Source organism: Microbulbifer aggregans (assembly GCF_001750105.1).
GTDB classification, from domain to species: domain Bacteria; phylum Pseudomonadota; class Gammaproteobacteria; order Pseudomonadales; family Cellvibrionaceae; genus Microbulbifer; species Microbulbifer aggregans.
Map to the genome: position 1 here is coordinate 802,297 of NZ_CP014143.1, position 25,147 is coordinate 827,443.

23 protein-coding genes and 1 pseudogene are annotated in these 25,147 nt (G+C 56.3%); 14 read left to right on the top strand and 10 right to left on the bottom strand.

Annotated features, from left to right (window positions below):
• Positions 1-125: 125 nt before the first annotated feature.
• From AUP74_RS03370 to AUP74_RS03400, 7 genes are all read left to right on the top strand, one after another.
• The gene (locus tag AUP74_RS03370) at positions 126-947 is read left to right on the top strand and encodes a toprim domain-containing protein (RefSeq protein ID WP_069946323.1); all 822 of its coding nucleotides are present in this window, start codon (positions 126-128) and stop codon (positions 945-947) included.
• Positions 940-3,951, top strand: a complete 3,012-nt coding sequence (locus tag AUP74_RS03375; RefSeq protein ID WP_069946324.1) for a hypothetical protein — start codon at positions 940-942, stop codon at positions 3,949-3,951. Before AUP74_RS03370 ends, AUP74_RS03375 begins: the two co-directional genes overlap by 8 nt.
• Before the next feature lies 1 nt (position 3,952).
• Positions 3,953-5,410: a hypothetical protein gene (locus AUP74_RS03380; protein ID WP_069946325.1), complete on the top strand. Its 1,458-nt coding sequence runs from the start codon at positions 3,953-3,955 to the stop codon at positions 5,408-5,410.
• On the top strand, positions 5,403-5,966 hold the full coding sequence (locus AUP74_RS03385) for a condensin complex protein MksE (protein ID WP_145924305.1): 564 nt from the start codon (positions 5,403-5,405) through the stop codon (positions 5,964-5,966). The genes AUP74_RS03380 and AUP74_RS03385 overlap by 8 nt, the downstream gene beginning before the upstream one ends.
• 289 nt (positions 5,967-6,255) lie before the next feature.
• Entirely contained in the window at positions 6,256-7,368 is a 1,113-nt protein-coding gene (locus AUP74_RS03390) for a hypothetical protein (RefSeq protein ID WP_069946327.1), read from the top strand.
• A 1,535-nt stretch (positions 7,369-8,903) separates the two neighbouring features.
• On the top strand, positions 8,904-9,473 hold the full coding sequence (locus AUP74_RS17145; protein WP_145924306.1) for a hypothetical protein: 570 nt from the start codon (positions 8,904-8,906) through the stop codon (positions 9,471-9,473).
• Between the two features lie 14 nt (positions 9,474-9,487).
• Positions 9,488-11,095 carry a S8 family serine peptidase gene (locus tag AUP74_RS03400; protein WP_069946329.1) on the top strand — a complete coding sequence of 536 codons (1,608 nt, stop codon included), beginning with the start codon at positions 9,488-9,490 and terminating at the stop codon, positions 11,093-11,095.
• Positions 11,096-11,911: 816 nt separating this feature from the next.
• On the opposite strand, the pseudogene AUP74_RS03410 reads toward AUP74_RS03400, so the two are convergent.
• Positions 11,912-12,088 (bottom strand): annotated as a pseudogene (locus AUP74_RS03410) (helix-turn-helix domain-containing protein); the annotation flags it as partial.
• A 276-nt stretch (positions 12,089-12,364) separates the two neighbouring features.
• On the opposite strand from AUP74_RS03410, the gene AUP74_RS03415 reads away from it, so the two are divergent.
• Positions 12,365-12,805 (top strand): hypothetical protein, encoded by a 441-nt coding sequence (locus tag AUP74_RS03415; protein WP_069946332.1) that lies wholly within the window; start codon positions 12,365-12,367, stop codon positions 12,803-12,805.
• Between the two features lie 64 nt (positions 12,806-12,869).
• Here the strand turns inward: AUP74_RS03415 and AUP74_RS03420 are convergent, their stop codons facing one another.
• Positions 12,870-14,153 (bottom strand): NADH:flavin oxidoreductase/NADH oxidase family protein, encoded by a 1,284-nt coding sequence (locus AUP74_RS03420; RefSeq protein WP_069946333.1) that lies wholly within the window; start codon positions 14,151-14,153, stop codon positions 12,870-12,872.
• A 124-nt stretch (positions 14,154-14,277) separates the two neighbouring features.
• Here AUP74_RS03420 and AUP74_RS03425 point away from each other — a divergent pair, with 124 nt between their 5' ends.
• The 4 genes from AUP74_RS03425 (at position 14,278) to AUP74_RS03440 (ending at position 16,943) form a co-directional block, all read left to right on the top strand.
• Positions 14,278-14,709 (top strand): MerR family transcriptional regulator, encoded by a 432-nt coding sequence (locus tag AUP74_RS03425; protein WP_069946334.1) that lies wholly within the window; start codon positions 14,278-14,280, stop codon positions 14,707-14,709.
• 91 nt (positions 14,710-14,800) lie between these two features.
• A complete protein-coding gene (locus AUP74_RS03430) occupies positions 14,801-15,232 on the top strand; it encodes a DUF1810 domain-containing protein (protein ID WP_069946335.1) in 432 nt (143 codons plus the stop codon).
• A 53-nt stretch (positions 15,233-15,285) separates the two neighbouring features.
• Positions 15,286-15,720, top strand: a complete 435-nt coding sequence (locus AUP74_RS03435) for a VOC family protein (RefSeq protein WP_069946336.1) — start codon at positions 15,286-15,288, stop codon at positions 15,718-15,720.
• A 446-nt stretch (positions 15,721-16,166) separates the two neighbouring features.
• Positions 16,167-16,943 carry a LuxR C-terminal-related transcriptional regulator gene (locus AUP74_RS03440; protein ID WP_069946337.1) on the top strand — a complete coding sequence of 259 codons (777 nt, stop codon included), beginning with the start codon at positions 16,167-16,169 and terminating at the stop codon, positions 16,941-16,943.
• Between the two features lie 240 nt (positions 16,944-17,183).
• On the opposite strand, the gene AUP74_RS03445 is transcribed toward AUP74_RS03440, so the two are convergent.
• The 3 genes from AUP74_RS03445 to AUP74_RS03455 all read right to left on the bottom strand — a co-directional run bounded on the left by AUP74_RS03445 (position 17,184) and on the right by AUP74_RS03455 (position 18,824).
• Positions 17,184-17,738: a DJ-1 family glyoxalase III gene (locus AUP74_RS03445; RefSeq protein WP_069946338.1), complete on the bottom strand. Its 555-nt coding sequence runs from the start codon at positions 17,736-17,738 to the stop codon at positions 17,184-17,186.
• 139 nt (positions 17,739-17,877) lie between these two features.
• Positions 17,878-18,255, bottom strand: a complete 378-nt coding sequence (locus AUP74_RS03450; RefSeq protein ID WP_069946339.1) for a DUF2237 family protein — start codon at positions 18,253-18,255, stop codon at positions 17,878-17,880.
• A 2-nt stretch (positions 18,256-18,257) separates the two neighbouring features.
• Positions 18,258-18,824, bottom strand: a complete 567-nt coding sequence (locus AUP74_RS03455; RefSeq protein ID WP_158514532.1) for a DUF2939 domain-containing protein — start codon at positions 18,822-18,824, stop codon at positions 18,258-18,260.
• A 178-nt stretch (positions 18,825-19,002) separates the two neighbouring features.
• Between AUP74_RS03455 and AUP74_RS03460 the strand changes: the two genes are divergently transcribed.
• Positions 19,003-19,506, top strand: a complete 504-nt coding sequence (locus AUP74_RS03460; protein ID WP_145924308.1) for a hypothetical protein — start codon at positions 19,003-19,005, stop codon at positions 19,504-19,506.
• A gap of 98 nt (positions 19,507-19,604) precedes the next feature.
• On the top strand, positions 19,605-21,746 hold the full coding sequence (locus AUP74_RS03465) for a TonB-dependent copper receptor (RefSeq protein ID WP_083260796.1): 2,142 nt from the start codon (positions 19,605-19,607) through the stop codon (positions 21,744-21,746).
• A gap of 111 nt (positions 21,747-21,857) precedes the next feature.
• On the opposite strand, the gene AUP74_RS03470 is transcribed toward AUP74_RS03465, so the two are convergent.
• The 5 genes from AUP74_RS03470 to cysK form a co-directional block, all read right to left on the bottom strand.
• Positions 21,858-22,418: an outer membrane beta-barrel protein gene (locus AUP74_RS03470; protein WP_069948686.1), complete on the bottom strand. Its 561-nt coding sequence runs from the start codon at positions 22,416-22,418 to the stop codon at positions 21,858-21,860.
• Between the two features lie 51 nt (positions 22,419-22,469).
• Entirely contained in the window at positions 22,470-22,751 is a 282-nt protein-coding gene (locus AUP74_RS03475) for a type II toxin-antitoxin system HicB family antitoxin (protein WP_069946342.1), read from the bottom strand.
• 131 nt (positions 22,752-22,882) lie between these two features.
• Positions 22,883-23,089, bottom strand: coding sequence for a hypothetical protein (locus tag AUP74_RS03480; protein ID WP_069946343.1), 207 nt, complete (start codon positions 23,087-23,089; stop codon positions 22,883-22,885).
• A gap of 76 nt (positions 23,090-23,165) precedes the next feature.
• A complete protein-coding gene (gene cysQ / locus AUP74_RS03485; RefSeq protein ID WP_083260797.1) occupies positions 23,166-24,023 on the bottom strand; it encodes a 3'(2'),5'-bisphosphate nucleotidase CysQ in 858 nt (285 codons plus the stop codon).
• A gap of 143 nt (positions 24,024-24,166) precedes the next feature.
• Entirely contained in the window at positions 24,167-25,084 is a 918-nt protein-coding gene (gene cysK / locus AUP74_RS03490) for a cysteine synthase A (RefSeq protein WP_069946344.1), read from the bottom strand.
• Positions 25,085-25,147 lie beyond the last annotated feature (63 nt).

Consider the following 25,147-nt stretch of genomic DNA (forward strand, 5'->3'; position numbering starts at 1 on the left):
ATCCACAATCGTCTGAACTGGTGCGAGGGATCAGGGGCGGCATACCCCCTCATAACTGGCGCCAACGCTCATTCGGCTATAGGATGAAACGCTGTTATCGTACCCACGCAGCAGAATAAAGCCTGATGCCCAAACCCCACGAATACTTCAGCGCAATAAGAGATGGCGCCCCCATCAACTGGCGCCGGTTCCTGACCGCCATGGGCAGAAATGGCGTATTGCCGGGACATCTGATGCAGTGCCTGCAACCCGAGTCCCGATTCGCCGGCGAGAGCGTCATTAAAGTTCTTGATGAGCGGTCACTGCGGGAGATCGAATCCCAGTTCCCGGCGCCCGCCCCCATCATCGACCGCATAAGCGCATCCCATAGCGGTAAGTCCCACAGTGAGCGGGTCGAGGGAAATGCGCTGATGATTCAACATATCAGCTGGGACAGGCCGCGCGTCGCCTTCAGCCGGGATGGACAAACCTGGATCGAGGATGAACCTGCCGGGGACATCCTGGTCATCGTCGAAAACCTGCAGAATTTCATCCGCTTTGAAGAAACGATTGCCCTAGTGGTGGACCGCTGCGGCCTGTCTGCCGCCCCCAGTGAGATTACCCTGCTATTTGGCGCCGGGCAGGCAGCGGCCAAAGCCTGTAATCGCACACTATATACCCGGTACCGGGAGGTGCACACCCTCCTGGACCTAGACGCCGGAGGCATCAAGATCTACGGCAGCATCAAGGCATTGCTGGCGAATACCGGCCTGCAGCCGCGCTTTCTTGTGCCCGACAATATTGACGCCTATCTCGCCCGTGCCACCTCAAGCATGAGTCAGGACGAGCGCACCGCGATACATTGTGCCGGACGCGCACACCCAGAACTTACCTACCTCCTCCAACGCCTGTACCTCACCGGTAAAAAGCTCGAGCAGGAAACCTATCTGGACCCCCTTAATGAATAACGCGCAACACTCTTTTGTCGATGGTGACAAGTACCGGCTGAAAACCCTCATCATGGTTAACTCGGGCAATGCCGCGTACGTCGAGATCCCGCTCAATGAAACCGCAGCCCTGCTCTCGCGCAACAATGAAGGTAAGACCTCCGGGCTCAACGCCCTGAAGCTATTCTTGTTGCCCGAGGTCAATTTCCGTAACTGTGAGCAGAAGTTTGAATTCAAGTCGGGTGGGGAGGTGTATTCCGGCATTAAGAGCTTCAACTACTACTTCCCCTCCCCAAATTCCTTCTTGATTTTGGAAGCGGAGAACCCGGTGGGTGACTTCTGTGTAGTGCTGTATCGCAGCAAGGAAGAACTGGGCTACGCGCGCATCATGATCGATATGCCCTACGAGGCCATCCGCCACCTCTTTTGGGATATTCATTCCGAGGCCAATAACGGCCTGGGCAAGCCCCCAGAGGGGATGGCGCTGAGCGACGTACAGCAAACCCTGCTGCACATGCACGGCGAGGTGTTTGACGATCAGGAGCGGATTCGTACGGCGATGTACACCCGCTACACTCCCGGGCGGAGGGAAACCCGCTACTGCATAATGCCCACTGTGCAACCTCCGAGTGGCGCGCTGCTGAAATCCATCAAGGCGTTGCTGCAACTTTCTTTTGACATTAAGGGCGCGAGCGGCGGCAACCTCCCCCAAGCCGTCGCGAATATCATCGATAGCGAGATCAGTCTCACCAAAAAACCGGTGAACATCGACCTCAAGCAGATCAGCGAAGACCGCGAGAGCCTGAGGCGTAACGCTCAGCAGATTCAGGCCATTAAGAACCACAGCGACGACTGGCAGGCGCTGAACCGGGCCTACCACACCTTCCATACCCAAAAGATCAAAGCCCACAAAAGTTACTGGTTGCTGCGGGCGTCACTGGAGCCGCTGGAGGAAGGACTTGAGCCGCAACTGCAGGAGTTGCATGGCCGCAAGACCAGCCTGCAGGGTCAGCTCAACGGCGCCAAGGACAGCCGCAACATCGCCAACCGCAAGCTTAGCGAAGTGAAGGGCGGGCTGAGCCTGCTCGCAAAGAATCTCGCCACCGGGCAGAAAAAACTGCAGGAGGCCGAGGCCATCATCCAGCAGAACCAACTGATATGTGAAAGCGGAGACCCGCAGGAAGTGGTGGAATACCTGCAAGGAATCCTTCGTGACGAAGAGGAAGCGCTCCGCAGCATGGAGTCCAAGGAGAGCGCCACCGCCGAACTGCAGAAACGAATTGGGGAGAAAAAAACTGCGCAGAACGAGGCCGCCAAGCTGGAGGCACTGATCGCCGACTTCGGCCAATGCTTCCTGAACCACCTGGACCGCCACAGCGCGACCGTGCTCAACAGCTTGAACGCCGACTTCCGTCGCCTCAGTATCACCCCAATGGGGAGCCAGACCAAGGCCATTCAGGGGTTCACGGAACTATTCACCCTCGACGAGGAGGGTCATCTGGTGCTGGGCGGAGAGCCCCTGCCAAACGCACGCATCAATCACTACGACGAAGAGAGCAGCCGCAAGGAAGCCGAAAACTTACTGGACGCGGTACGCCGCACCATCGAGGCGGTGGACAAGCGCATCAGTGAACTCCACCGAATCATCTCCGCCAACGGACCACTGTCACAGGAAATGCTAGGGGAGAAAAAAACCGAAATCGTCGAACTAAGAGGCGAAATCGCCCTGCTGCAGCGCTTGCCCGGCATCCAGGATGATGTGCAAAACCGGCTGGTGGAACAAGAGGCGCTCCGTGCGCAACAGGATGAATACGACATCGAGCTGAAATACGCCGAGGAGCACCTGGGGCAGCTGCTGGCGGAGCAGGAAGAAGTCACCGAGGCACTCCGCACGCTGGACGACCTGCGACACGCCATCAAGACTACCAAGCAGGAGCTCAACCACGCGGTGCGCAGTCTCCCAGAGCTTGAAAGCAGCGCGCGTCCCGCGAGCATCAGCGCACAGCTGATCACAGATCCGGGCGAACTCAGCGCCCACTACCAGCCACTGGAGCAGAGCCTACGGGCGTTGACCGGCGCCGTCCAGGAAGCAGAGCACCGGTTCCGGGTGCTGGCCGGGGCCGGCATCATGGACGTGCCGCCGGAGATTACCCACAAACCGCAGCTCGACGACACCGAGTTCCAGGCCATCTACGAGCAGATCCGCTCCGAGTTCGAAAACATCGACAGAAAGGAGCACGACCACAAATCCCAGATCGCCAACCATAACCACCGCACCAGCATCGAAATGAGCATGCTGGAGAGCATGGGAGTGGCCATCGAGAACTTCCAGAGCCGCATCAATGAAACGCTGGAAGGCATCCGGATTTCCAACCTGTCTGGGGTCAGCATCCGCATCCAGGCATTGCAGGCGTTTATCGAACTACGCAAGGAGCTACAGGACTACGGCCGCGGTACCACCGAGCTGATGAGTGAATCCTTCCACCGCCGGCTGATGGACTTCAGCGAGAAGTATCTGACCAGCGCGCGCGGCTCTACCAAGCTGAACCTGGAAAAAATCATCACCGGAGTGCGCTTCATCTACGAAATCCAGGGCCAGAAGGAGGACACCTCCCAGTCCCACGGTACCAACGGCATGATCAACGCGGTACTGCTGTCGATCCTGATGAAGAAGTTGGTACCTGAGGATGTGGTGTTCACCCTGCCGGTGGTGTTTGACGAGGTCGGCAGCCTCGACGAGAAGAACCTGCCGGAGCTGCGCCGGGTGGTGGAGGGCAGCCGTATGGTGCTGCTGGTGGCCAACCCCCACAACAACGGCTACATCGTGCAATACATCGGCCGCTGGCACGACATCTACACCCGCAAGCTGAGCGAGGGTTTTGCCGTGGGCAAATGTCAGGCGGTGCACGTCATCCGGCATGAAGCGCTACGCGGCGAGGTGACCCTGCCCGGTAGTACCGGCGAGAATGCCGCACCGGAACAATCCGCCGCAGAGGCCGTGGTGACTGCGGAGGACGAGGCCTGATATGCCGGTCAGAACGGATCGCACACTGATCACCATCCTTGAGCACAAGAACCTATTCTTTGCGCTGATGGACAAGGTGGAGCGCCAGCAGAACAACCCGTCGATGGAATTCACCATTAGCGACTACAACCAGTTGCTGGTGAAATCCACTGCACACCTCGACAAGAAGGACCAGCAGAAACAGCTGGATACCCTGTCACTGGATAACCTGGAACAGAACGGCCTGCTCAATTATCAGGACGGCCGCTCCGGGCGCTTCCGGCTGCAGGACTTTGTGCTGGAGATGCTGCGCCACCTCGACAACACGCGCATGCGGGAGCTGTCGTCGGCGGAGCTGAACCAGCTGATGGCCCAGCTGGAGCAGTGCTACAAGCAGGTCAGTAGCTACCATGTGGAGTGGGCTCCAGGGGAACCGCAGTTCGAGGAAATGGTGGAAGCGGTCTACTACACCCTGCAACATGTGGATTCGCGCCTGCGGATTGCTTTGCGTGCGCTGCGCGGCCAGGCGGAGCGGCTGGCGAGCAAGGTCGACGAGCAGGCGTTCACCGACCTGCAGCAGACGGACCAGATGCGGGAGGCACTGAAGTCGATCCTGCATATCCACGAGCGCCATGTCACTCCTACCCTGCAGTTCCTGGATGAGCGGCTGGACATCCACCGCGACGTGACCGAACTGGATGGCAGCCACGCACCCATGGCACTAGTTCGGCAGATCATCGACCGCTTTCGCCAGCGCAAGATGACCGAGCACGTGAGCCGGTTGACCCGGGTACAGCTGCATATCCTGAGCAATGCGCAGGAGGTCGGGGATATCGCCAAAAGCCTCGATACCTACATCAAGTTCGCGGAAGACGAGCGCCGCCGGTACAACCGCATCGAGGACCTGTACAACGCTCTACGCAGCGCCGTGCAGGAGCGACAGACGGGGCAACTGCGCGACTGGCGCCTGCGCCCGAACGATGAGGTGTTCCGGCCCGTGCGCGTGCTGGGCACGCTAAAGAGCTTCAACCGATCTCAGAACAGTAAAATCAGCTGGCCAGAGGAAGATGGCACCGCGCTATTGGACGAGTTGCTGCGAGTGCGATTGGAGGCCGAGGAGCATATACCCGAGGCAAAGCTGGTAGCGGTGTCCGGGGGCCTGAGCGAAGAGGAGATCGCGCGGCGTAACAACATGGACCGCATACTGGCAGCGATGGAAAGCTTTCCGTACGGTGAGGAATCGCCGGATATCTATCGCACGCTCCATGAACACCTAGTGCGGGCCATGCCCGGATACACGATGAAAGATATCTTCGATGCGGTTCCCTGTGTTCAGGGGCGCGGGGAGGTGACGCTAGCACCGCCACAACCGGAGCCGCAAATCGCCTACGCGGGTCAGACCTTGACCTACCAGATACGAAACTATTCGCCCATCCTCAGCGAGAACAGGAAACCAACCAAGGAGCATGTTCGTGGATAAAGAGTACAGTCGGCAAATTTATAACGAGCTCATCAATGGCTGGGTTATCAACAAACAGGTTATGGAGGGCGACCTGCTGGTACCGAACCCGCTGTACGACGAACTCGCTTCTGCCCTCAACCGGGAACACTACATCCAGCTCTACAGCTGCATCGGCTATGAGCTGAAGGAAATGGGTGGGTGTTTTTTTCTAAACGAGCTGAACAAAAACGATGTCTTATCCGACGCCGCCATGCGCATTCAGGTCATGCTGGTGGTGTTGGTCCGTGGCACGTCGCAGTTACCGCAAGTGACCAGTATCGTGACCACCCATAGGGCGGGCCTGACCCGTGACCAGGTGGGGAAGATCGGGATGGTGGATGAATACCAGCAAATGCTGCGCGCGGTGGGTCTTAAGGGCAGCTTCGAAAAGGAAGTGGAAAACATTCTGGTGATGCGCAAGCTGGCCTACTGGAACCATCTAGACCGACTGGTGCTGAGCACAGGTGGCGTGGCACTGGTGGAGCGGATGCAGCTTGAAATTGAGGCCATGAAAATACAGGCAGCATCCGACTGACGGTTCCGCGCACAAAGACCAAGGTAGACATCATTTGTCGGAAGCCCTTATTTAGGTTCATCTCTCCGTGCCAACTTCTAGATAGACATTGCCAATTCAAAAAAAGGCTCAGTAGACAGATATTTGGAACTTCGATAGACTTCCCTCTCAGGTGCCCACCCTACTTGCACACGAGTAAAAAAAGGCGTCGCTTCCATATTCGTTGAAAACCTCTCTATAGACCTCGTCGTCGGGGACTTAAACGTGTGCGCCTACCCCGAAATCGACGCGTACTTTGGAAAGGTTTGAAATGACAATCAAAGACCTTGCGTATTCCACGCAGAAATCCCTCCATGCCAATACAGGCTGCTCAATCAAGAGAGCTCACGTTTACGAACTATTGGCAGCTTCATTCGACTTCAAGTCCTACGCAGCATTCAACGTCGAACATGTTTTTGGCCATTTTCGAAAGCATGGCAGTCCGGTTTTGCCGAAAACCGAGCAAGTTGCTCAGCGCTGTATCGACATTGGATATCAACGAGATGTGGCTGATCTAGCCGCTGCCACGCTGATAGCATTCTTAACGGAAAACAAAATAGGCGTCGTGAGTATTTCATCCCTTATCAAATCACTAAGGGGCGAATTACGGATGCTAGATGACTACTTTGAGGACACCGAAGAAGAGCTATTTGGCTTCGATGACCCAGACCGGACCGGGCCCTTACTGCTGCACAGTTTGGAGATGGCGGCCAGTAAAGGCAACGCCAACGCTCACTATGCACTGGCATTGATCTATGCCCCCAACGGTGACCATAAGCAAATTGGAATGGGAAGTTCATACTGGTTTGAGCAAGCCCAAAGTGGGCGCATTCTAGTTGGGGTAGAAAAGGAGTGGGCCGAAGCTTATGAGGCACGCCTCAACCAAGCTAAGAAATACGAGTACCACCTTCGGGAGGCTGGACGTCAGAGCTACCCCATGGCGCTGCTCGATTTGGCGGAAAGCTTTGGCGACACCACCTTTTTCGATCAGCCATGCCCCGATATTGACGTCGATCCAGCGGAAATCGCGGAAATCGCTGAGCAAATTGGACATGACCAGGGAGCGAAATATTGGCTTACGGTTAGTGCTGAGAATGGTGACACGAATGCAATGGTGAAGCTGCTTGAAGAGTATGATAGTGACAATCTAGTCAGATGCTGGACCTGGGTCTATCTATCACGATTGGTGGGTACGGACCTGACACAGGATGAATATTACGCCTTCCACGATGACGGCTCCCTCTATGACGATGACATCGGCGGGCCGATGCTTATCGATGGCAGAGACTGTGTCACACTTGATCCAATTAGCCCCGAGCAAGACGCCGAGGCCAAGCTTGCAGCCCAAAACCTGTATGAAAGCATCAAGCATCAGTTTACCTGAGCACTAGTGCCCAGCGTGGCATCGCTGGTGGGAATTGCTAAAATTCTTTGGCTTGGCTCTCCACATGATGAAAACGCGGAGTTGCAACTTATAAGATATTGGTAATCTGTGGTTATAGTTGTGGTTATCCAAAAGTTCAGCTGTTTAACCTATAGACACCATAGGACCGCTAGAAGATGTTTCGATTCCGCCTCCGGGCACCATATAAAGAAAGCCTCTCCCGAAAGGGAGGGGCTTTTTTTATATCTGTTGTTTGGCGGCGGTTAAGAACCACCGATGTGGTTCGACCAGACGCGGCAGCGTCTAGCAACGAGCGCGATAGCGCGAAGCCCGCAGGGGCACAATAGGCCCTAGGCTATTGTGATTCTTCCGCCCCCAAGCCGGTCCACCAAAGCTTTCCACACCCGCTAGAACTACCGCGGTTCGACAAATTGAGAAAGCAATTCGAAACGATCACGCCAGCGCGACCAACCGGCATCCTGCCGGTTAGCAAAGCCAAGCCTCGCGAAGGGCGCACGCCTGAAAGGCCGGCACACACCCCGAGGGATCTCAACGGGCCACAGGCTGTTGTGATCATTCCGCCTGGCCACCGCGCCGCCGCCCGCGAACACCCCTCCCCGTAGCACGCCCAGGGTGCATGAAAAAACGCGGAGAGCGTTTTGTTCTGCCGAAGGCACCCGACGGATCAGATGCAGGGACGCATTTGATACAAAACCACTACGGTTTGACCAGATGCGACAACGTCTGGCACAGAGCGCGAAGCCCACCAGCGTCGTAACAGTCCTTAGGTTGTTACGATTGTTCAAACTCCGGGCAACAACGAAAGGCCTCATCCCATAGGATGATGGAGGTTCAGGTGGGTGTCATAAGCGGCTTCGGCGCTGATCCTCTACACATTATCCGACATTGCTAGGTGACCTCTGCACCAAGTGTTACCAACACCACTCTATCAGTCGTCCAGTCGCTTTTTGCGACCATGGAAGATTCGCATATGGCGAGCTGTATTCACTTGCTCGCCGCAGGTGCTGGGACGATTAATAGATGCAACTGCTTGGCACAATTAAATCGCTACCGATGAGCTAGACGCTTTTCAGTTTTTCCTGGCCCACTCCAAATCTAAATAATTGGCCCCCGGGGAACCAATGGCAATTCACAGCTAGACAAGTCAGGAAAGTGGAACACAAAAAGATTTGTCATTACGTTCCAAAATCACAACCAGGCATTGTTAAAAAAGAGGGCTTTAGGAATATTACACAGCGTTTGAGACCTTTCGCCTCAGTCAATGCCTGAAAACATCACCAACCCCTAAAAAGTAACGATTTCTCTGCAACTTCATCCCGCACTGAAAATTCCCAATAAAAGGGAACAATCAATGGGTTTTCTTAAAATACTTATCTAACTATTTTCTGTTACAAAACGTCACAAAAACGCAGATTCTGCTTTCTAGATTTTACCAATTCATCGGATTAATATGAAAAAACTATGATCTTCATAGCTAAACATAATAACTAATCAATAAGAGAGCCGAAAACTCAATGAAGTATTTAACGATACCAGCGGTGCTGTTTGTAGCTGCGACTACTTCGCTGAACGGGTGCGCAAAACTAGACGGTAAAGTGACTGTTGGGGGTACGCTTAACTCCCAAGGTGGCGCAGGGAAGGCAGTACTGACTGCCCATGCCTCGCGCTGCGATGATGTAGTAACGGGTCAAGCCAACTACCAGGATCAAACAGCGATCGACTGGCAGGATGTTGGCGGCGTGGCATTCAAAGCTGAAGTTTACGATGCTGGCTTTTGTGCTGACGAACCAGTGCATCCCGATGGGATCGGCGATACCACCAAGCATTGCCGGCAAGATGTCTGTACCGGCGGCATGTACCAGGTTGATTTCACCTACAAATCAACAAACCCGACGACACCTGGAGAAGGTGCGGGCTTTGCCTGCATGATGGATACCGGTCAGGGAGTCAGTTCGGGCTTTGGCGCCACAGGAATACTTAGAACAATGGAGATTGAGTCAGGTCCGTACCAGGGATATCGCAATGCCGGGACTATGTCCGGCAATGTTCAAGTAAGTACCTGCCCTTCTGGTGACTCTAAATAATCCTGGGATCTGATATGAATTTTAATCACAAAAAAACAGTAATAGCTGCGGGTATCGCAGCTTTAGTCAGCTTTTCTGCCTCGGCCGAAGACCAGGTGCGTATGGTTTTGGAGTCGAAAGCAAACAAAATGCCGAGCATCAAGGCCCAACTGGAAACACTTGGTGTTGAAATCAACAGACAACTACCGTCGATGGACAGTTTCGCGATCACGCTGGATCGGGACAAGCTCGCAGATGTGGCAAGCCTGGATGGCGTCAATGCTTTCTATCCAGATGCGCCGCGCGAACTTATGTCAGAAGGCGGCGGTGAGATAATTCCTTACGGCTTGCCTATGGTCCAGGGCGACCAGGTCAGCTACCAGGGTGGGCAAAAGGTTTGCATTATCGATAGTGGTTATACGCTGGGCCACCCAGACCTGCCGGTAAATGGCGTCAACGGTGCTGAAGATGGTGGTGCGGGCCCCTGGTACCAGGACCCCTTTGGCCATGGGACTCATGTTGCCGGGACCATTGCTTCGTTAAAAAATAACTCTGGCAGTGTAGGGGTTATATCCGACGAATCTCTCGAACTCCATATTGTCCGTGTATTTAACTATCGCGGAGACTACGCCTATGCGTCAGATATCGCCGGTGCCATTGAAGAGTGCCAGGAATCCGGTGCCAACATTGTGTCGATGAGCCTGGGGGGATCCTTTTCCAGCCCACTGGAACAAAGGGCAATAGATCGTATGGCCCGTGATGGCATGTTGATGATCGCCGCAGCAGGCAACTCAGCAAACGCCCAGCACTCTTACCCGGCCTCCTACGACAGTGTGGTTTCTGTTGCTGCCATCGATGACCACAAGAGGCACGCTCCTTTCTCGCAACGCACCACGCAAGTGGAGTTAGCCGCCCCTGGTGTCAACGTGTTTTCCACCCTGCCTCTGGATCGAGGGGCCCGCTACAATCCGACGATGATGGTCACTCAGGGGGATGTCATCTTCCAGGGCTTTGGTATGAATTCATTCACCAATGAATTACCGATGGGCACCGTAAGCGGTAAACTGGTAAGTTGCGGGATTGGTGACGAAAGTTGCGGTGACATGACAGGCAAAATCTGCCTGATGGAGCGTGGTGGATTTCATCCGCCTGAGGTTGAAGGTGGCTTGCCAACACCGATCACCTTTGAGGATAAAATTAACCAATGTGCAGAAGATGGTGGTGTAGGTGCTATTGTCCGCACTAACACAACCAGCCCGATTCCGGGTACCGTCGATAATATTTCTATTATCGCGGGCACGGTCTCACATAAACAGGGACTGACATTACTGGACAATATTGGTGAGGATACAACCATCACCGTCCATCAATACCCGGACCATGGCTTTATGTCTGGTACATCCATGGCGACACCACATGTATCTGGTGTTGCGGCGGTAGTCTGGAGTAATTTCCCTCACTGTACAGCAAGTGGCATTCGCCAGGCTTTGCGCGCGTCCGCTGAAGATCTGGGTAAGGCCGGCTATGACTATAAGTATGGCTGGGGACTGGTTCAGGCCAAAGATGCCATTGATTATATTGCGACCAATGGCTGCGATACCCATAGCGGTAAGATCTATGGTGGAGATGGCTCTCCCCGATAAACTCACCCAACACAGGTCGTACTTTAAAAGTACAACACACTAACGAAGCAAGCCCTGCACCTCTGTGCAGGGCTTTTTAGTCTCTTGTAACGACTAAGTTGCACTCGGCCCTACAGCCTTAAGCAGGGTCACAATCATTCATAGAAGAGTTTCTGCTACCGTTAATTTTAAATAAATAAGATTACAAGCCTTCGGCTGAACGGCTCAAAGAGGGTGGGACATTAAAACCTGAAAAGCCAGGTGCTTAGCCCTTGAATAATTTTCCCATTACCACTCATTCACTAATCAACACAGCAGATTAGTGCCTCAAGCGCTTTGAACGGACTTATGTAGATCTTTAAACTCTGTTTACAGCATATAAACTAATGGCTTTTTTGTGACGGCTGGATCGTCCAGACCGCCAAAGCCAAGCAGGAACCCAGGGAGCTGGACAAGGGCCCTGAACAGGCTCAGGCCGCCCAAACTAATAACAACAAGAAGTGGTGGTGGCTCGGAAGTGAGGATCCAGCCCCCTGTTATTTGATCCCTGGAAAGGCAGCTCTATGCGGCAGCCTTATTTATACCTACACGGGTCGAAAATGAGTCTTTCCGGATGTGGGGTTAAAGGATTATGAGCCACCGCACCAAGAAAAAACCGTTAGCTCCATCGACCACGTAATTTGTGCAGTTACCTTTAACGAGCAACTGGCAGGGCGTTTTGCCATGCTCTCGCATATGTACGCCAGAGCCCGGGACTAGCAGATGAAGCCGGAGCGGCAGCGGCTGGATCGCCTCCTCGATAGCGGAATCAACGCTATTCTTGTGGTTTGGCACTCACCGGCTATTCTCCAGCAGCGTATCCATGCCGCCATAGGACACTGCCTCTCTGTACCGATAGAAGGTATCTCGCGACACGCCGAGCATCTTGCAGGCGTTCGTGGTATTGCCGAGTTCTTCTGCCAGATTTAGCAGCCCGATCTTGCGTTTAATGGTGCGATCATTAGTATGGAACATGGGATTTATCCCTGGTTTTGGTGTCGGGTTTGGTCACCATCATCAAAACCGGTCAACCCCTTCCTTTCAAGAAGATGCTCAGATTTACTCTAAAATAATCCACAATAGCGTCATCAAGGCAGGTACCGCCACCTGTTCAGGACCAATTCAGATTCCTGCAAGCACTATTGCTCACTAACAGATAGCCCTACTGCAATCATGCTGGACATTAAGAATCCGGAATGTATTGTTGGGCTAGCCCACTTTCACTTCTTACCCTCACCAAGGAGCCTCATCATGAAAAAGGCAATCCCCTATCTGGTAACAAGCTTGGTTCTCTCCGCCCCGGCCCTGGCCCAGCAGCCCGAGGCTGCCGGCAAAGATATTAAAGAAACCAAGGCTCCGGCCGAAGCCCAGGCCCGCGTTGCCGAGCATCGAGAGATGGCGGAAGGTAAACGCCAGATGGCAGCTGAAAAGCACACTAAAAAGGCCGAGATGCAGGCCAAGAAGGAAGAGAAGCGCCTGATGGCCGAAGACCAGCGCGTCGACGTGGAAGAAGCGCGCATGAAGGTTGAGAAGGCTGAGAAGGCTGAGAAAACCGAGAGGGAAGCTAAGGGCATGGCCAAGCAGGCCGAGAAAAAAGCTGAGCAGGAACGCAAAGAACTCGGCAAGGGCTCCGAACAGGGCCAGCAAGCCCGAGAGGAAAACAGCAAGAAGTGGTGGCAGTTCTGGAAATAATTTCCAGACGTACTCTCAAAGATAAAAAGGGCAGCTCACTGTGGGCTGCCCTTTTTTCGTTTAGTTACTGCACCGGATTTTCATCAGCAGCCCCAAGCACCACTGGCTGGACCTTGAGACCCGTATATAGATCTCGATATCGCTTCACGAGTTTTTTCTGTCTCAACTGACCAAGGAGCAGACTCGGCAAGGGGCTCAGGCGGCGGAATGCCTTCCCCGCCCCCCAGCGCTTCAGGTAACGCTTGATAATGGCCATATTGGCTAACCCGGACAGTGTCTTGTCTCTCCAGTTTGCCGTGGGGATTTCTGGCCTGAATACGGGTTCGCGCTGCCACTGCTTCGGCAGATCCGGCTGTACTGCCAGCGCGCTGGCAATGCCCACTAGGTCTACACCTGCCGCCAGCACGCGCCCGGCAGTATCCAGCCCGCGGATTCCGCCGGTCGTCATCAGGGGAACCCGGCTCACTTTAGCCAGTGCTTCTGCGAATTCGAGAAAATAAGCCTCGCGAGCCAGGGTTCTGTCATCGGTGGTTCGCCCCTGCATGGCAGGCGCCTCGTAATTACCGCCGGAAATCTCGATCAGATCGATCCCCGTCTCGTTCAGCATCTGCACAACCGCTGCCGCATCCTGCTCGTCGAAACCACCGCGCTGGAAATCTGCCGAGTTGAGTTTGACCGCTAGCGCAAAATCCCTGCTAACTTTCTCCCGAATTCCCTCTACTACTTCCATTAACAGGCGGGCCCGGTTTTCGATCGAACCACCCCACTGGTCCTGTCGCTGATTGATACGCGGGGAGAGGAACTGGTTCAGCAGGTAACCATGGGCGGCGTGGATCTGGACGCCGTCAAAACCCGCGCGCTCGGCTTGCTGTGCCGAATGCACAAACCGCTGGATGACATCCCGAATCTCCACTTCATCCATCGCTTTGGGCATTGGGAACATTTTTGAATGCTTGCCCAGATCCAGTGCAATAGCGGATGGCGCCAGGGCTTTGCCGCCCATGGCTTTGAACACCTGGCGGCCCGGGTGACTGATCTGCATCCATACCCGGGCGCTATTGCGCTTCGCTTCCGCTGCCCAGTGACGAAATGGCGCCAGATCTGTTTCAAGCTCAAGAGCCAGGCCTCCCGGGCCGGTCATCGCCAGCTTGTCCACCATCACATTACCGGTAATGATCAGTCCGGCACCGCCCTCAGCCCACTGGCGATAGAGCCGCAGCATCTCACGCCCCGGGGCCAGTGCCGCAGTGCCCAGATTCTCCTCCATGGCGGCTTTTACCAGGCGGTTCTTGAGGTTCTGGCCACTGGGCAAGGAGATTGGCTCGAACGGGCTTTGTGTGGCTGACATGGGGCTTAACTCCAGGTTAGTGAGAGGCCGGTAGCAGGGCTTCTCCAGTCTTGGCTGCAAGACTAAACTTAAAGCCGACTTTAAGTTCAAGCCTGTCCTCCTTGCTTTTGTTCGACGGTGTCGCATGGCCATAAGAATCGGGGCTCTTGCCTCCGAAACCGGAGTACCTGCCTCCACCATCCGCTATTACGAGCAACTCGGGTTACTACCCGGGGTAACCCGCACCACAGGCGGCAATCGCCGCTATTCTGGAGAAGCAGTGCTGCGACTGCAGATGATTCGCGCCATGCAGGCTCTGGGTTTCTCGCTGGAACAGATGCAGGTGTTCTTTCAACACGAAGGCCAGGATCTGGAGCATGATGAGGTACTGGCGGCCATCGACGGCCAGCTGGAGTCGCTGCACCAGCTCATTCAGAGCCTGCAAGCCAAGCATCGCGCCCTCAAGGGTATCCGCGCTTTACTTGAGGACACCTGGGATGCTGGCCGCTGTGTGGCCGATGACCAACTAAAGGCATTGGTGGGTTCTATCCTGCCAGGCAGTAATGACAAACCGTAGCTGCGGCTCTCTAGCCCCCTGAACGGCACGGCGTATTTACGACAGTCACCGGCGACTCAGTGAATACCGGTGCAAATATCCGGAGGACAATGTGACAGACGACCACGACCTGAGCCGATTTCTACAGGCACAAGCGGATAGTTATGACCAGGCACTCTCCGAACTGAAAGCCGGCCAAAAGCGCAGTCACTGGATGTGGTATGTCTTTCCGCAAATTCAGGGCCTGGGCCGCAGTGCGACTGCGCAGCATTATGCGATTAAAAGCCGGGCCGAAGCGGAGGCTTACCTGAAGCATCCGACTCTTGGGCAGAGGCTGCGGGAATGTGCGGGCGCACTACTGACTCTGGACGGATTGACCGCACACCAGATACTGGGTAGTCCGGACGATCTCAAGTTGAAATCCTCCATGACGCTTTTCAACGAGGTGGCGGGTGGAGACCCGGTTTTCTCCGGTGTGCTGGACAAGTACTATGGCGGGGAAAATGACAGTGCCACCCTGGCGCTGCTCTCCAGTCAACAATAGTCATCACAAGGGTCACCGCAAGCGCCTGCGGCGACCCGGCTCAGGGAGCAAGCATGCCATTGACCCCCTTCCACCTCGCCATTCAGGTCCGGGATATCGACGAAGCCCGGGAGTTCTACGGCCACAAGATGGGTCTGCCGGAAGGGCGTAGTGCCGAGCACTGGATCGACTTCAACCTGTTCGGCCATCAACTGGTCACCCACCTGAACCCGGCGATCGGTCGCAATGGCAAGGTCCCGGCAGTCGCCAATCCAGTTGACGGGCATGGCGTGCCGGTACCGCATTTCGGTGTCGTACTGGGATTTGATGACTGGCGGGCATTCGCTGAGCGGGCCAAAGGTTTTGTCGATGAGTTCCTGATCGAGCCCTATATCCGCTTTGCCGGCCAGCCGGGCGAGCAGGGCACCATGTTCTTTCTCGACCCCAGCGGCAACGCGCTGGAGTTCAAGGGCTTTCACGATATTGAAAAAGAACTCTTTGCCAAATAATGATGGATCCAGCGCCTGCTGAAGCCTCCATCCGATATTGATATACGCGCTTGCGGGGCATTCCCTGGCCCCGAAGCATTTACCGGTGCAGTGCTTTAACTGCCGCCAGCCATGGCGAGTCTCGACTGCCTTTTCATTTGGTGCCATTCATATCTAGCATCCCCTGTTCCGGCCTCCTTTGAACCTGTCCCACCTGACTTTTCTCAGGTGATATCCCTCGACCCACTGTTCAAGCGTAATTCATCTGGACTTTAGCCCCTGAAGTAGTAAAAAATATTTGATCATGTGACTCAAGTCACAGGCTTTTCGCGACATCCCGCACAAATCCAGCTGCAGTCCACCGCTGCATTTCGGGAAACGAGGCGACGGCCCGCTACCTGGATAGCAGCGCTAGCCGCCGCTGAGAGGGCCAGTCGTAACAGTGAAAAAGAAAAATAAGTAACGTTATGAAGCCAGAGAAAGAACTGCTGGAATCCATCTGGGAAAGCTCGAGAGAGCACCTCAGCCCGGAGAGTGCGGATATTGATCTCGTCCAGCTGGACAATCAGCTGTCATCTATTTTTACCAGCGGATCGAGTTACTTTTTCATTATCGGCTTCGACGACATGCAGCTGAAACATGTCAGCCCTTCGGTACGCAATGTGCTCGGAATGGATCCGGAGCAGATGGCGCTACAGGATATCCTCGACAGGATTCACCCCGAGGATTTCGAGTTTGTGACTCATGCGGAGAAGGCGGCATTCGACCTGATTTTTGCACGTATCCCCATCGAAAAGCGTAAAAACTACAAGGTCTCTTATTGCTTCCGCTGCAAAACCGCGGATGGCTCTTACCAGCTGTTTAACCACCAGGCCATGATCCTTGCTGCTGACAGCGCCGGCCGTCTGATCAAGTCTCTTTGTGTCCATACCAGCATCGAGCATCTCACCGCCCAGAATAATCACCGGATCTCCCTGATCGGTATGTCAGAAGAACCATCCTTTCTTAACCTGGATGTTTTCCAGGTCAATCAACCGAAGGCGATATCAGGCCCCAATTTCTCCGAGCGGGAAATCGAGATCATCCGACTGATGTCCAGAGGCATGACCAGCCGGGATATCGCCGAGGTCCTCTGCATCGCCCCCAATACCGTCAAAAATCATCGCAAGAATATACTCAATAAATCCGGCTGTAAGAATGCCGGCGAGCTAATCACTCGCTGTATTACAGACGGCCTTCTATGAGCCGCTTTCCGTAGCTCGCACCGCAACCTTTCTTGTCGACAGGCGACATTTACCAGCTTTTATTCGTCAAATCCGGACTTATACAGGAGAAAATAGCCCCAAAGGGCTATTGTGCGGTACGTCACAAATCGGAAAATAGAACTCGAGTCTCTGAATCCCCGAAACAGTTCTGGAGACTCAGTGGGACAGGGACGTCCCGCTTACTGTGAACCGGGCATGCTCGCCCTGGTCAGGACGACCTCAGACAGCCATCGGCGCTGCCACTTCTTGTCTCTTTTCCTCCCCGAACAGGCACTCGACCAACTGCAAAGCGAAGAGCATCGCCGTGCCCGGCGCCTGGCTGGTGACCAGGTTGCGGTCCACACAAACCTTCTCTTCGCTCGCCGCCCGAGCCTGCTGGTAAAGGTCACCGAGGAAATTCTTGTGGCAGCTCGCCTCGAAATCCGTGATCAGGCCATTGCGCCCCAGTACCACTGCCGGCGCGGCACAGATGGCACCTACCCAACGATCATCTTTCAGTTGCTGCGCCAGAAGCTGCATGAGTGGCGCGCAGCCGCCCAGATGCTCGGCACCGGGCATCCCTCCCGGCAGGGCGATCAGATCCCACTGAGTATCCAGACATTCCCCAATCAAAGTATCGGCTTTCAAGTGCACGTCCCGGGAGGCTCTCACCAGCAACTCAGGCATGACGGAGGCCATAGTGACCTCAGCGCCAGCACGACGCAGCACATCGACGATGGTGACCGTCTCGATCTCCTCACTGCCGTCCGCGACCGGCACTAATACCTTTGCCATTAGTTAACTCCTGCAAAATATTGAGTAGTCAGGTATAGCTAAAGTGATGGCACTTGGGGTGAGCGGCGGATTATAAGCTTCCAATCCCCGTCACAAGCAAAATATTACTTCGCACAGAGTAACCAGACCTGCCGAACAATTAGTTGAGGTCCACGGCATACTGGCGCAGCAACTCCAGCGGGATGATTTCCAGCGCCCTTACATGGGTCCGCTGCAGGAAAACCCGCGGTGCCATATCGTACTTCTGTGCCTCTAGCCAGCGGGAGGCGCAAAGACACCAGTGGTCTCCCGGCCGCAGGCCGGGAAAACCGTATTCAGGCTTGGGAGTGATCAGGTCGTTGCCGCGGTCGCGAGAGAACAGCAGGAACTCCTCGCTCACCTCCACACATACGGTGTGGGAACCGTAATCCTCCGGTCCGGTGTTACAGCAACCATCGCGAAAAAAACCGGTCACGGGATCCACACTGCAGGGGAGCAGCGGATCGCCGAAAACATTTTTGGAATCATCAACCTGCATGATCAACCTCGCTCCTCTGTGTCGCGCTCAGGCAGAAATTGCAGATCCACCACCCGCCACTGCACGCCCTGACGCTGTAACAACAGCTGTATTTGTGGGTCGCCCTCCGGACCATAATCGGCGCTGACCCGATCCGGGCCGCTAAACCGCCACCCCAGCAGACGCCATTCCTGCGCTGCTTCGTTTTCCTTCTCATCGCCAGCTCGCGGCGGTTTTTTGGGACCAAACAGGTCGCGCTCGAGGTTCAACAAATTCTCACCACCACGCAACAGTTCCGCCATACCCTCCGGAGTGACCAGCTGCCGCAGGATGGGACCAACCAGAAGGTTGGTCCCAGCAGCGAGAAAATCGCTCAACTCCGGCGGCACCTCGTCACCCATGGAGCTGCGCACATCCTCCTGCAGACCTTTCTTCAAATTCTCGCGCAGGAGAGGAAAGTCGATATAACCGGCCAGCTGCTCCGGATCTTCTTCCGCCGCTGAGCGCTCGATCTGCTCGACGGTATACCACGGTATCCCCACATACCCCCCCACCAACAGCAGAACGGCCACCAACAACAGTTTTTTCACCAGCACACCTCAGGTTTGGCAAGATGGGCCAATGGTAGCGTCAGCCGAGCGACCGTGCATCCACCCGCTGATAGCCGTCACGGGCCGCCTGATTCATTGCCCCGCAGGGAGCCGGCCGGCACAATAGAGCTACGGGTCTGCAATTCTCTGGCGGACCAGCGCAGCACAGCCCGCAATCATGCAACCCATTCGCTCAGCACATCGGACTCTGCTCCGGCCGACAACACGGCTTTATGCCGCGCTATTGCTGGCACTGTTCCTGGCGGTGCGCGGCCTTGTGCCCGCAGGCTTCATGCCCGCACCAATGGATTCCGGCAGTCCCTATGGGCTCTGCCATGGCGATGCTCGCAGTGCATTCCTGCTGCAGAGCCTGGCTGCCGCCTCCAACCCAGCCGGGGAACACCATCACCACGGACACCAGCAACATCACGGCGACCACGGGGCCGCTGTAACTACCCCGCACAGTGGCCACGACCACGACCCGGCCACCGCCCAGGCCTTTGCCGATAACCACTGCAGTTTTGCTGCCAGTGCGGCCCTGGCAATCGCAGCCCCACAGCTCAATCCAATCGGCTCAGAGCAAAGTGGACTGGCGGACAACCTCGCGCTAAATAGCTTTCTTCCTTCATTCATTTATCTACGCCCTCAGGGCCGCGCACCACCTTTCAGCCAGCCTTCCTGACCCACTCATAACGACCTTATTGAGCGCCCCGGCTACCAGGGCCGGTGCGCCGTATTGGCAACCGTCGTGGATGACGGCTGCCCCTGTGTGGAAGAACAATGATGAAAGACTTTTACTCGCAGCGGGGCCTGACAGCCCGCTTCAGCGACAGTGCGCGTGCGCCTGTAACAACCCGCACCCTGCTGGGTCTCGCTATCGCCACCAGCATTAGCCAGACCGCGATCGCCGCCCAGGGCGATAGCGAACTCGAGCAAGTGGTGGTGACCGGCGCAGTGATGCAGAGCCCGCTCAATGTGGTGACCGACCCCAAGCAGCCGCGGCAACCGCTGCCAGCCAACGACGGTGCAGACTACCTGAAGACCATCCCCGGATTCTCCGTGATCCGCAAAGGGGGTACCGATGGCGATCCGGTACTGCGTGGCATGGCCGGCTCCAGGCTATCGGTACTGGTGGATGGCGAGGTCATCCTGGGTGGCTGCAATAACCGCATGGACCCGCCCACCGCGTACATCTTTCCCGAGAGCATGGACGTCATTCAGGTGATCAAGGGGCCACAAACGGTGAAACACGGCCCGGGCAATTCTGCCGGCGTGGTGCTGTTCGAGCGCGAGCAGCAACGACCCGGCCAAGAGCAGTGGGAGTTTTACTCCAGCATGCTGGCGGCCAGTGCCGGGCGCAGCGACGGGCTGTTCGATGTCCGCTACAGCAGTCCCGAGCTCTCTGTTCACGGCTCCCTGTCCGCCGCCAGCGCGGACGATTACCAGGACGGTGATGGAGTTACCTTTCATTCCCGCTATGAACGCTGGCAGGGTCAGACAAGCCTTGCCTGGACCCCGGATGAGGATACCCGCTTTGCACTGAGTGCCTCCCGCAGTGACGGCGAAGCGGCATACGCGGATCGCGCTGTGGACGGCAGTCGCTTTGCCCGCGAACACTACAGCGTCAGTGGGCGCTGGGACAATCTGGGGGATACCCTGAAGTCGATCGAAGTGCAGGGCTACTTCAATTACGTGGATCACGTGATGGACAACTACAGCCTGCGGGAACCGAGCGGCCCCATGGGGAACCCGGTGGCGATGAATCCCGACCGCGAGACACGTGGTGGTAAAGCCGAACTGACTCTCACCCCCTCTGCGGCCACCGAGCTGGTGGTAGGGGTGGATACCCAGTTCAACGAACATACCAGCCGCAACACCATGAACCAGCAGATGATCGATTACCGGGAGTTGTCGCGCAGCGCGGATGCGGAGTTCCTGCAAAGCGGCCTCTACTCGGAACTGAGCTGGAACCAGGATGATGCGCGCCGCTGGATCGGCGGGGCACGCCTGGACGACTGGCAGGTGGAGGACCAGCGCGCGATGGTGATGCTGTCGATGATGGCCTCAGCAGCGAACCCCAGTGGCGGACTGGAGCGGGACGAACTGCTGAAAAGCGGCTTCCTGCGGCACGAGATGCAGCTCGCCAGCAGTGACTCCACCCTGTTCGCCGGCGTCGGCCACAGCGAGCGCTTCCCCGATTACTGGGAAATGATCGCGAGAGAGACGGCAGATTCTGTCAGTGCCTTTGACGTTGAAGCGGAAAAGACAACGCAGCTGGATATCGGTTGGCTCTACAACGGCCATCGCCTGTCCGGAAGTCTCTCCGCTTTTTACAACGAGATCGACGACTACCTGCTGATCCAGTCGGGCTACGAGAAACCGGCCATGGCTGGGGGCAACATGATGGACATGCCCATGGCGATGACCCGCAGCACCAGCATCGTACGCAATATCGATGCGCGGACCTGGGGGCTGGAGCTGGACGCCCAGTACCACCTGCACGATTACTGGCGGGCAGAATTCACGCTGGCCTCGGTGCGCGGTGCCAATGAAACCGACGGCACCACTCTGGCCCAACTACCCCCGCTGGAAGCGCGGCTGGCGCTGAATTACAACCGGGAAACATGGAGCGCAGGCCTGCTGGTACGAAGCATTGCAAGCCAGGAAAGGGTTGATCCAGGAAAGGGCAATATCGCCGGTCAGGATATCGGCCCGACGGATGGGGCCACCGTGTTGTCACTCAACAGCAACTGGCAGGCCTCACAGAGCCTGCAGGTCACGGCCGGTATCGATAACCTGCTCGACGAGACCTATGCCGAGCATATCAGCCGCGCCGGCGCCCTGGTCACCGGGTTCGAGCAACTGCAAAAGGTGAATGAGCCTGGCCGCACGCTGTGGATAAAGGGCATTTACCGCTTCTGACTCCCACCGGCCACATAAAAACGGCGCCCGGTCTTACGGCCGGGCGCCGATAGGGACTGCAAACTCTCTGCGCGGCTTTAGACGCCCGGTTTGCCGGAAACTCGGAAACACTCAGAAACGATAGGCAAAGTTGATGGTGAGCCCGCGCAGGTGGCCCAGGTCAAAGCCTGCGACTTTGTCTATATCGTTATACATGTACTCGACGGAGGTATCGAATTCTCTCGTCCAGCGATAGCGATAACCGACACCGGCGTTCCAGTAATTGTCGTAACCGTTGTCATCGACGATGACCGGCAGACCTCCGCGAATCACTTCATCCACGTCGATCTCGCTGTAGTTCCAGCCCGCCATCCAGTAAAGGCACTGCACATCGCAGTTCAGGGTGAAGTCCACCTTGAAATTGATGCCGTACTGGTCGATATCGACACCGCCATCATCAAAATTTGTGTAGCGAAATTCGACCTGCCACAGGCCAACGCTGGGAGAAATCCCGACGCTCCCGTAACCGTAAAAATCCTGGTCATCGTTGATCTGCAATTCACCCTGGCCAAGGCCGAGTGTGCCGACCACCTGGTACTCACCGAGGCAGAATCCCTCAATGGGGTTATTCCATTCCACCGCCCCTGCAGACAGCGAAAAGAGCAGGGCGAGCGCACCGACGATTTTTTTCATGCCTTCCATCCTTGGTCAGAGAAATTCTCGTGGCTCCGTGAAAACGGGTTTTTATGAATTTGAATTGGGAGCGGGCTGCTCGTGATCCACATCGATCATGGCCCAGATACCGCCAGCGTAGGCCGGGTTTTTGCGCAGGGCATCAATATCACCACCCGGCGGCGGTGACTCACCAGCGGCATGAAAGTCCTCCAGTCGCTGGAAAATAGTCTCGGCCATTTTCTGCAGGGTCTCGTCGAGGGTTTCGGCGTGGCAATGACAGTGAGGAAGATCCGGCGCAATGGCACCGAAGCCCGCGTATTCGATGTTGTGGACCACAACCGGGTAACGCATTGGAGTTACTCTTATTTCAATAACTCACCAAGGGTAGACGGTATTTGATTTTTCGGGGCAAGTGCGGGGAGGGAATCGGCGCTTTTTGGAAAGTGCTTTCTGTTAAAGCGCAGAAAAAGAAAACAGAATTCTCAACGGGGCATGCGACCCAGCAATGCGCGTCGACAATAAATCATTTCCTTGTAGGTTTGCAGCAGAGACACATCCAGCTCGGCGGATGCCCCCTGCAACTCATCCATCTGCCGCTGCAACCACTGAATTTCAGACTCGAGTTGGCGGCGCATTTTGCGGGTCTCACTCTCGCTGACATTCACATGGACAGTGCGTGGATCGGACATGGGGCAACCTCAGAGGGCGCCGCCCCAGCGGGAGCGGCGTACACAGAACCTATCTGAAAGGCTAGCCCAGAAAAGGTTACTTTGTGAGCAAATCGCGCCAGTCGAAACTGGTATCGCCGATGACGTAAAAGAAGGGGTTCAACAGCGAGTCCTTGCGGTTGTAGCGCAGCAATTCGAACTGTTCGTCGACGACAATGCCGCCGGCAGCCTCGACCACTGCCTGCGCAGCAGCGGTATCCCACTCGCAGGTGGGCGCCAGGCGCGGGTAGAGATCGGCCGCTCCCTCCGCTACCAGACACAGCTTCAGCGAGCTCCCCATATTCTTGCACTCCACGGCACCCAGCTGGGCTTCGATACGCTCCATCAGCTGGTCGACGGCGCCGGCACCGTGGCTGCGGCTCGCCACCACCTCCACCGGTTCGCTGCCTGCGAGGCGCGGCGCCAGCGGGCGCACGTGAATCGGGGTTTCGCCATTGGCATCGCGCTTGAACGCGACCTGCTCTCCACTGCCATTCAGGTCACTGCAACCGGCGTAGGTGATATTCAGCACCGGCACATAGACCACCCCCAGGACCGGTTCACCGTTTTCCACCAGGGCCACATTCACGGTGAATTCGCCGGTACGGCGGATAAATTCCTTGGTGCCATCGAGAGGGTCGACGATCCAGTAGCGCTGCCAGCTGCTGCGTTCCTCGAACGAGGGCATTTCCTGCTCTTCGGACAGCACCGGTACGCCGTCGATCAGCTCTGCCAGGGCGGGTTCCAGCACCCGGTGGGCGGCGAGGTCGGCGGCGGTCACGGGAGAATCATCCGCCTTGGTATCCACCGTCAGCTCCTCACTGCTGTGGTAAACCTCGAGAATCGCCTCACCGGCGCGCTCGCAGATCCCGATGACGCGCTCCAGCAGCGCCTTGCTGTCCAACCCCTGATGCATAAACCTCGGCTCCCGGTCCGACTACTCACGGACACTGTTTATCATTGTGACTTCGCCAACCGTGTGGCGTGGAAGCGGGGCATTATACGCACTGACCGGCGCCATACGCACGGCGCCGGTCACAACCAGCGTCGGGTAGGAAATCAGGCCGGAAACAGATCTTCGATGGAGAGGTAGCGCTCGCCGGTGTCATAACTGAACACCAATACGCGGGCGCCAGGAGCAAAGTCGGCCTCCCGCTGCTTGACCGCGGCGAGGCTGGCACCGGAGGAAATACCAACGAAGATTCCCTCCCTGGCCGCACATTGGCGGGCCATCTCGAAACTGTCCTCCTCGCTGACCTGAATGGTGCCGTCGAGGGTGTCGGTATTGAGGATATCCGGGACAAATCCGGCACCGATACCCTGCAGGCGGTGCAGCCCCTTTTCCCCGCCGCTAATCACCGGGGACTTCTCCGGCTCTACCGCGTAGGTTTTCAGCTGCGGGAAATGCTCTTTCAGTACCTCGCTGCAGCCGGTGATATGGCCGCCGGTGCCGACACCGGTGATCATGTAATCGAGGCCTTCGGGGAAATCTGCGAGTATCTCTTTCGCGGTCTGCTCCCGATGCACACTGACGTTGGCGGGATTGCGAAACTGCTGTGGCATCCAGCTGTTGTCGTGCTCTTTCAGCAGCTCTTCGGCCCGCTCGATGGCCCCCGGCATGCCGCGCTCCTTGGGAGTGAGCACCAGCTCCGCCCCCAGCGCTTTCATGATCTTGCGTCGCTCCACCGACATGGACTCGGGCATAGTCAGGATCAGCCGATAACCGCGCACCGCCGCGACCATTGCCAGGCCGATGCCGGTGTTGCCGGAGGTGGGTTCTACAATAACGCCGCCGGATTTCAGCTCGCCGCTCCTCTCCGCCGCCTCGATCATCGACAGGGCAATGCGGTCCTTGATGCTGCTGCCCGGATTGAACCGCTCCACCTTCATCCACACCTCGATATCCGGTCGGAACAAGTGATTGATACGGACATGGGGCGTGTTGCCGATGGTCTCCAGGATGTTGTCTGCCTTCATGGACCCTGATCTCCTTATCATTTAGCGCTGGTTGATTGCGCCTGCGCGCTGTATGGCGTTGCT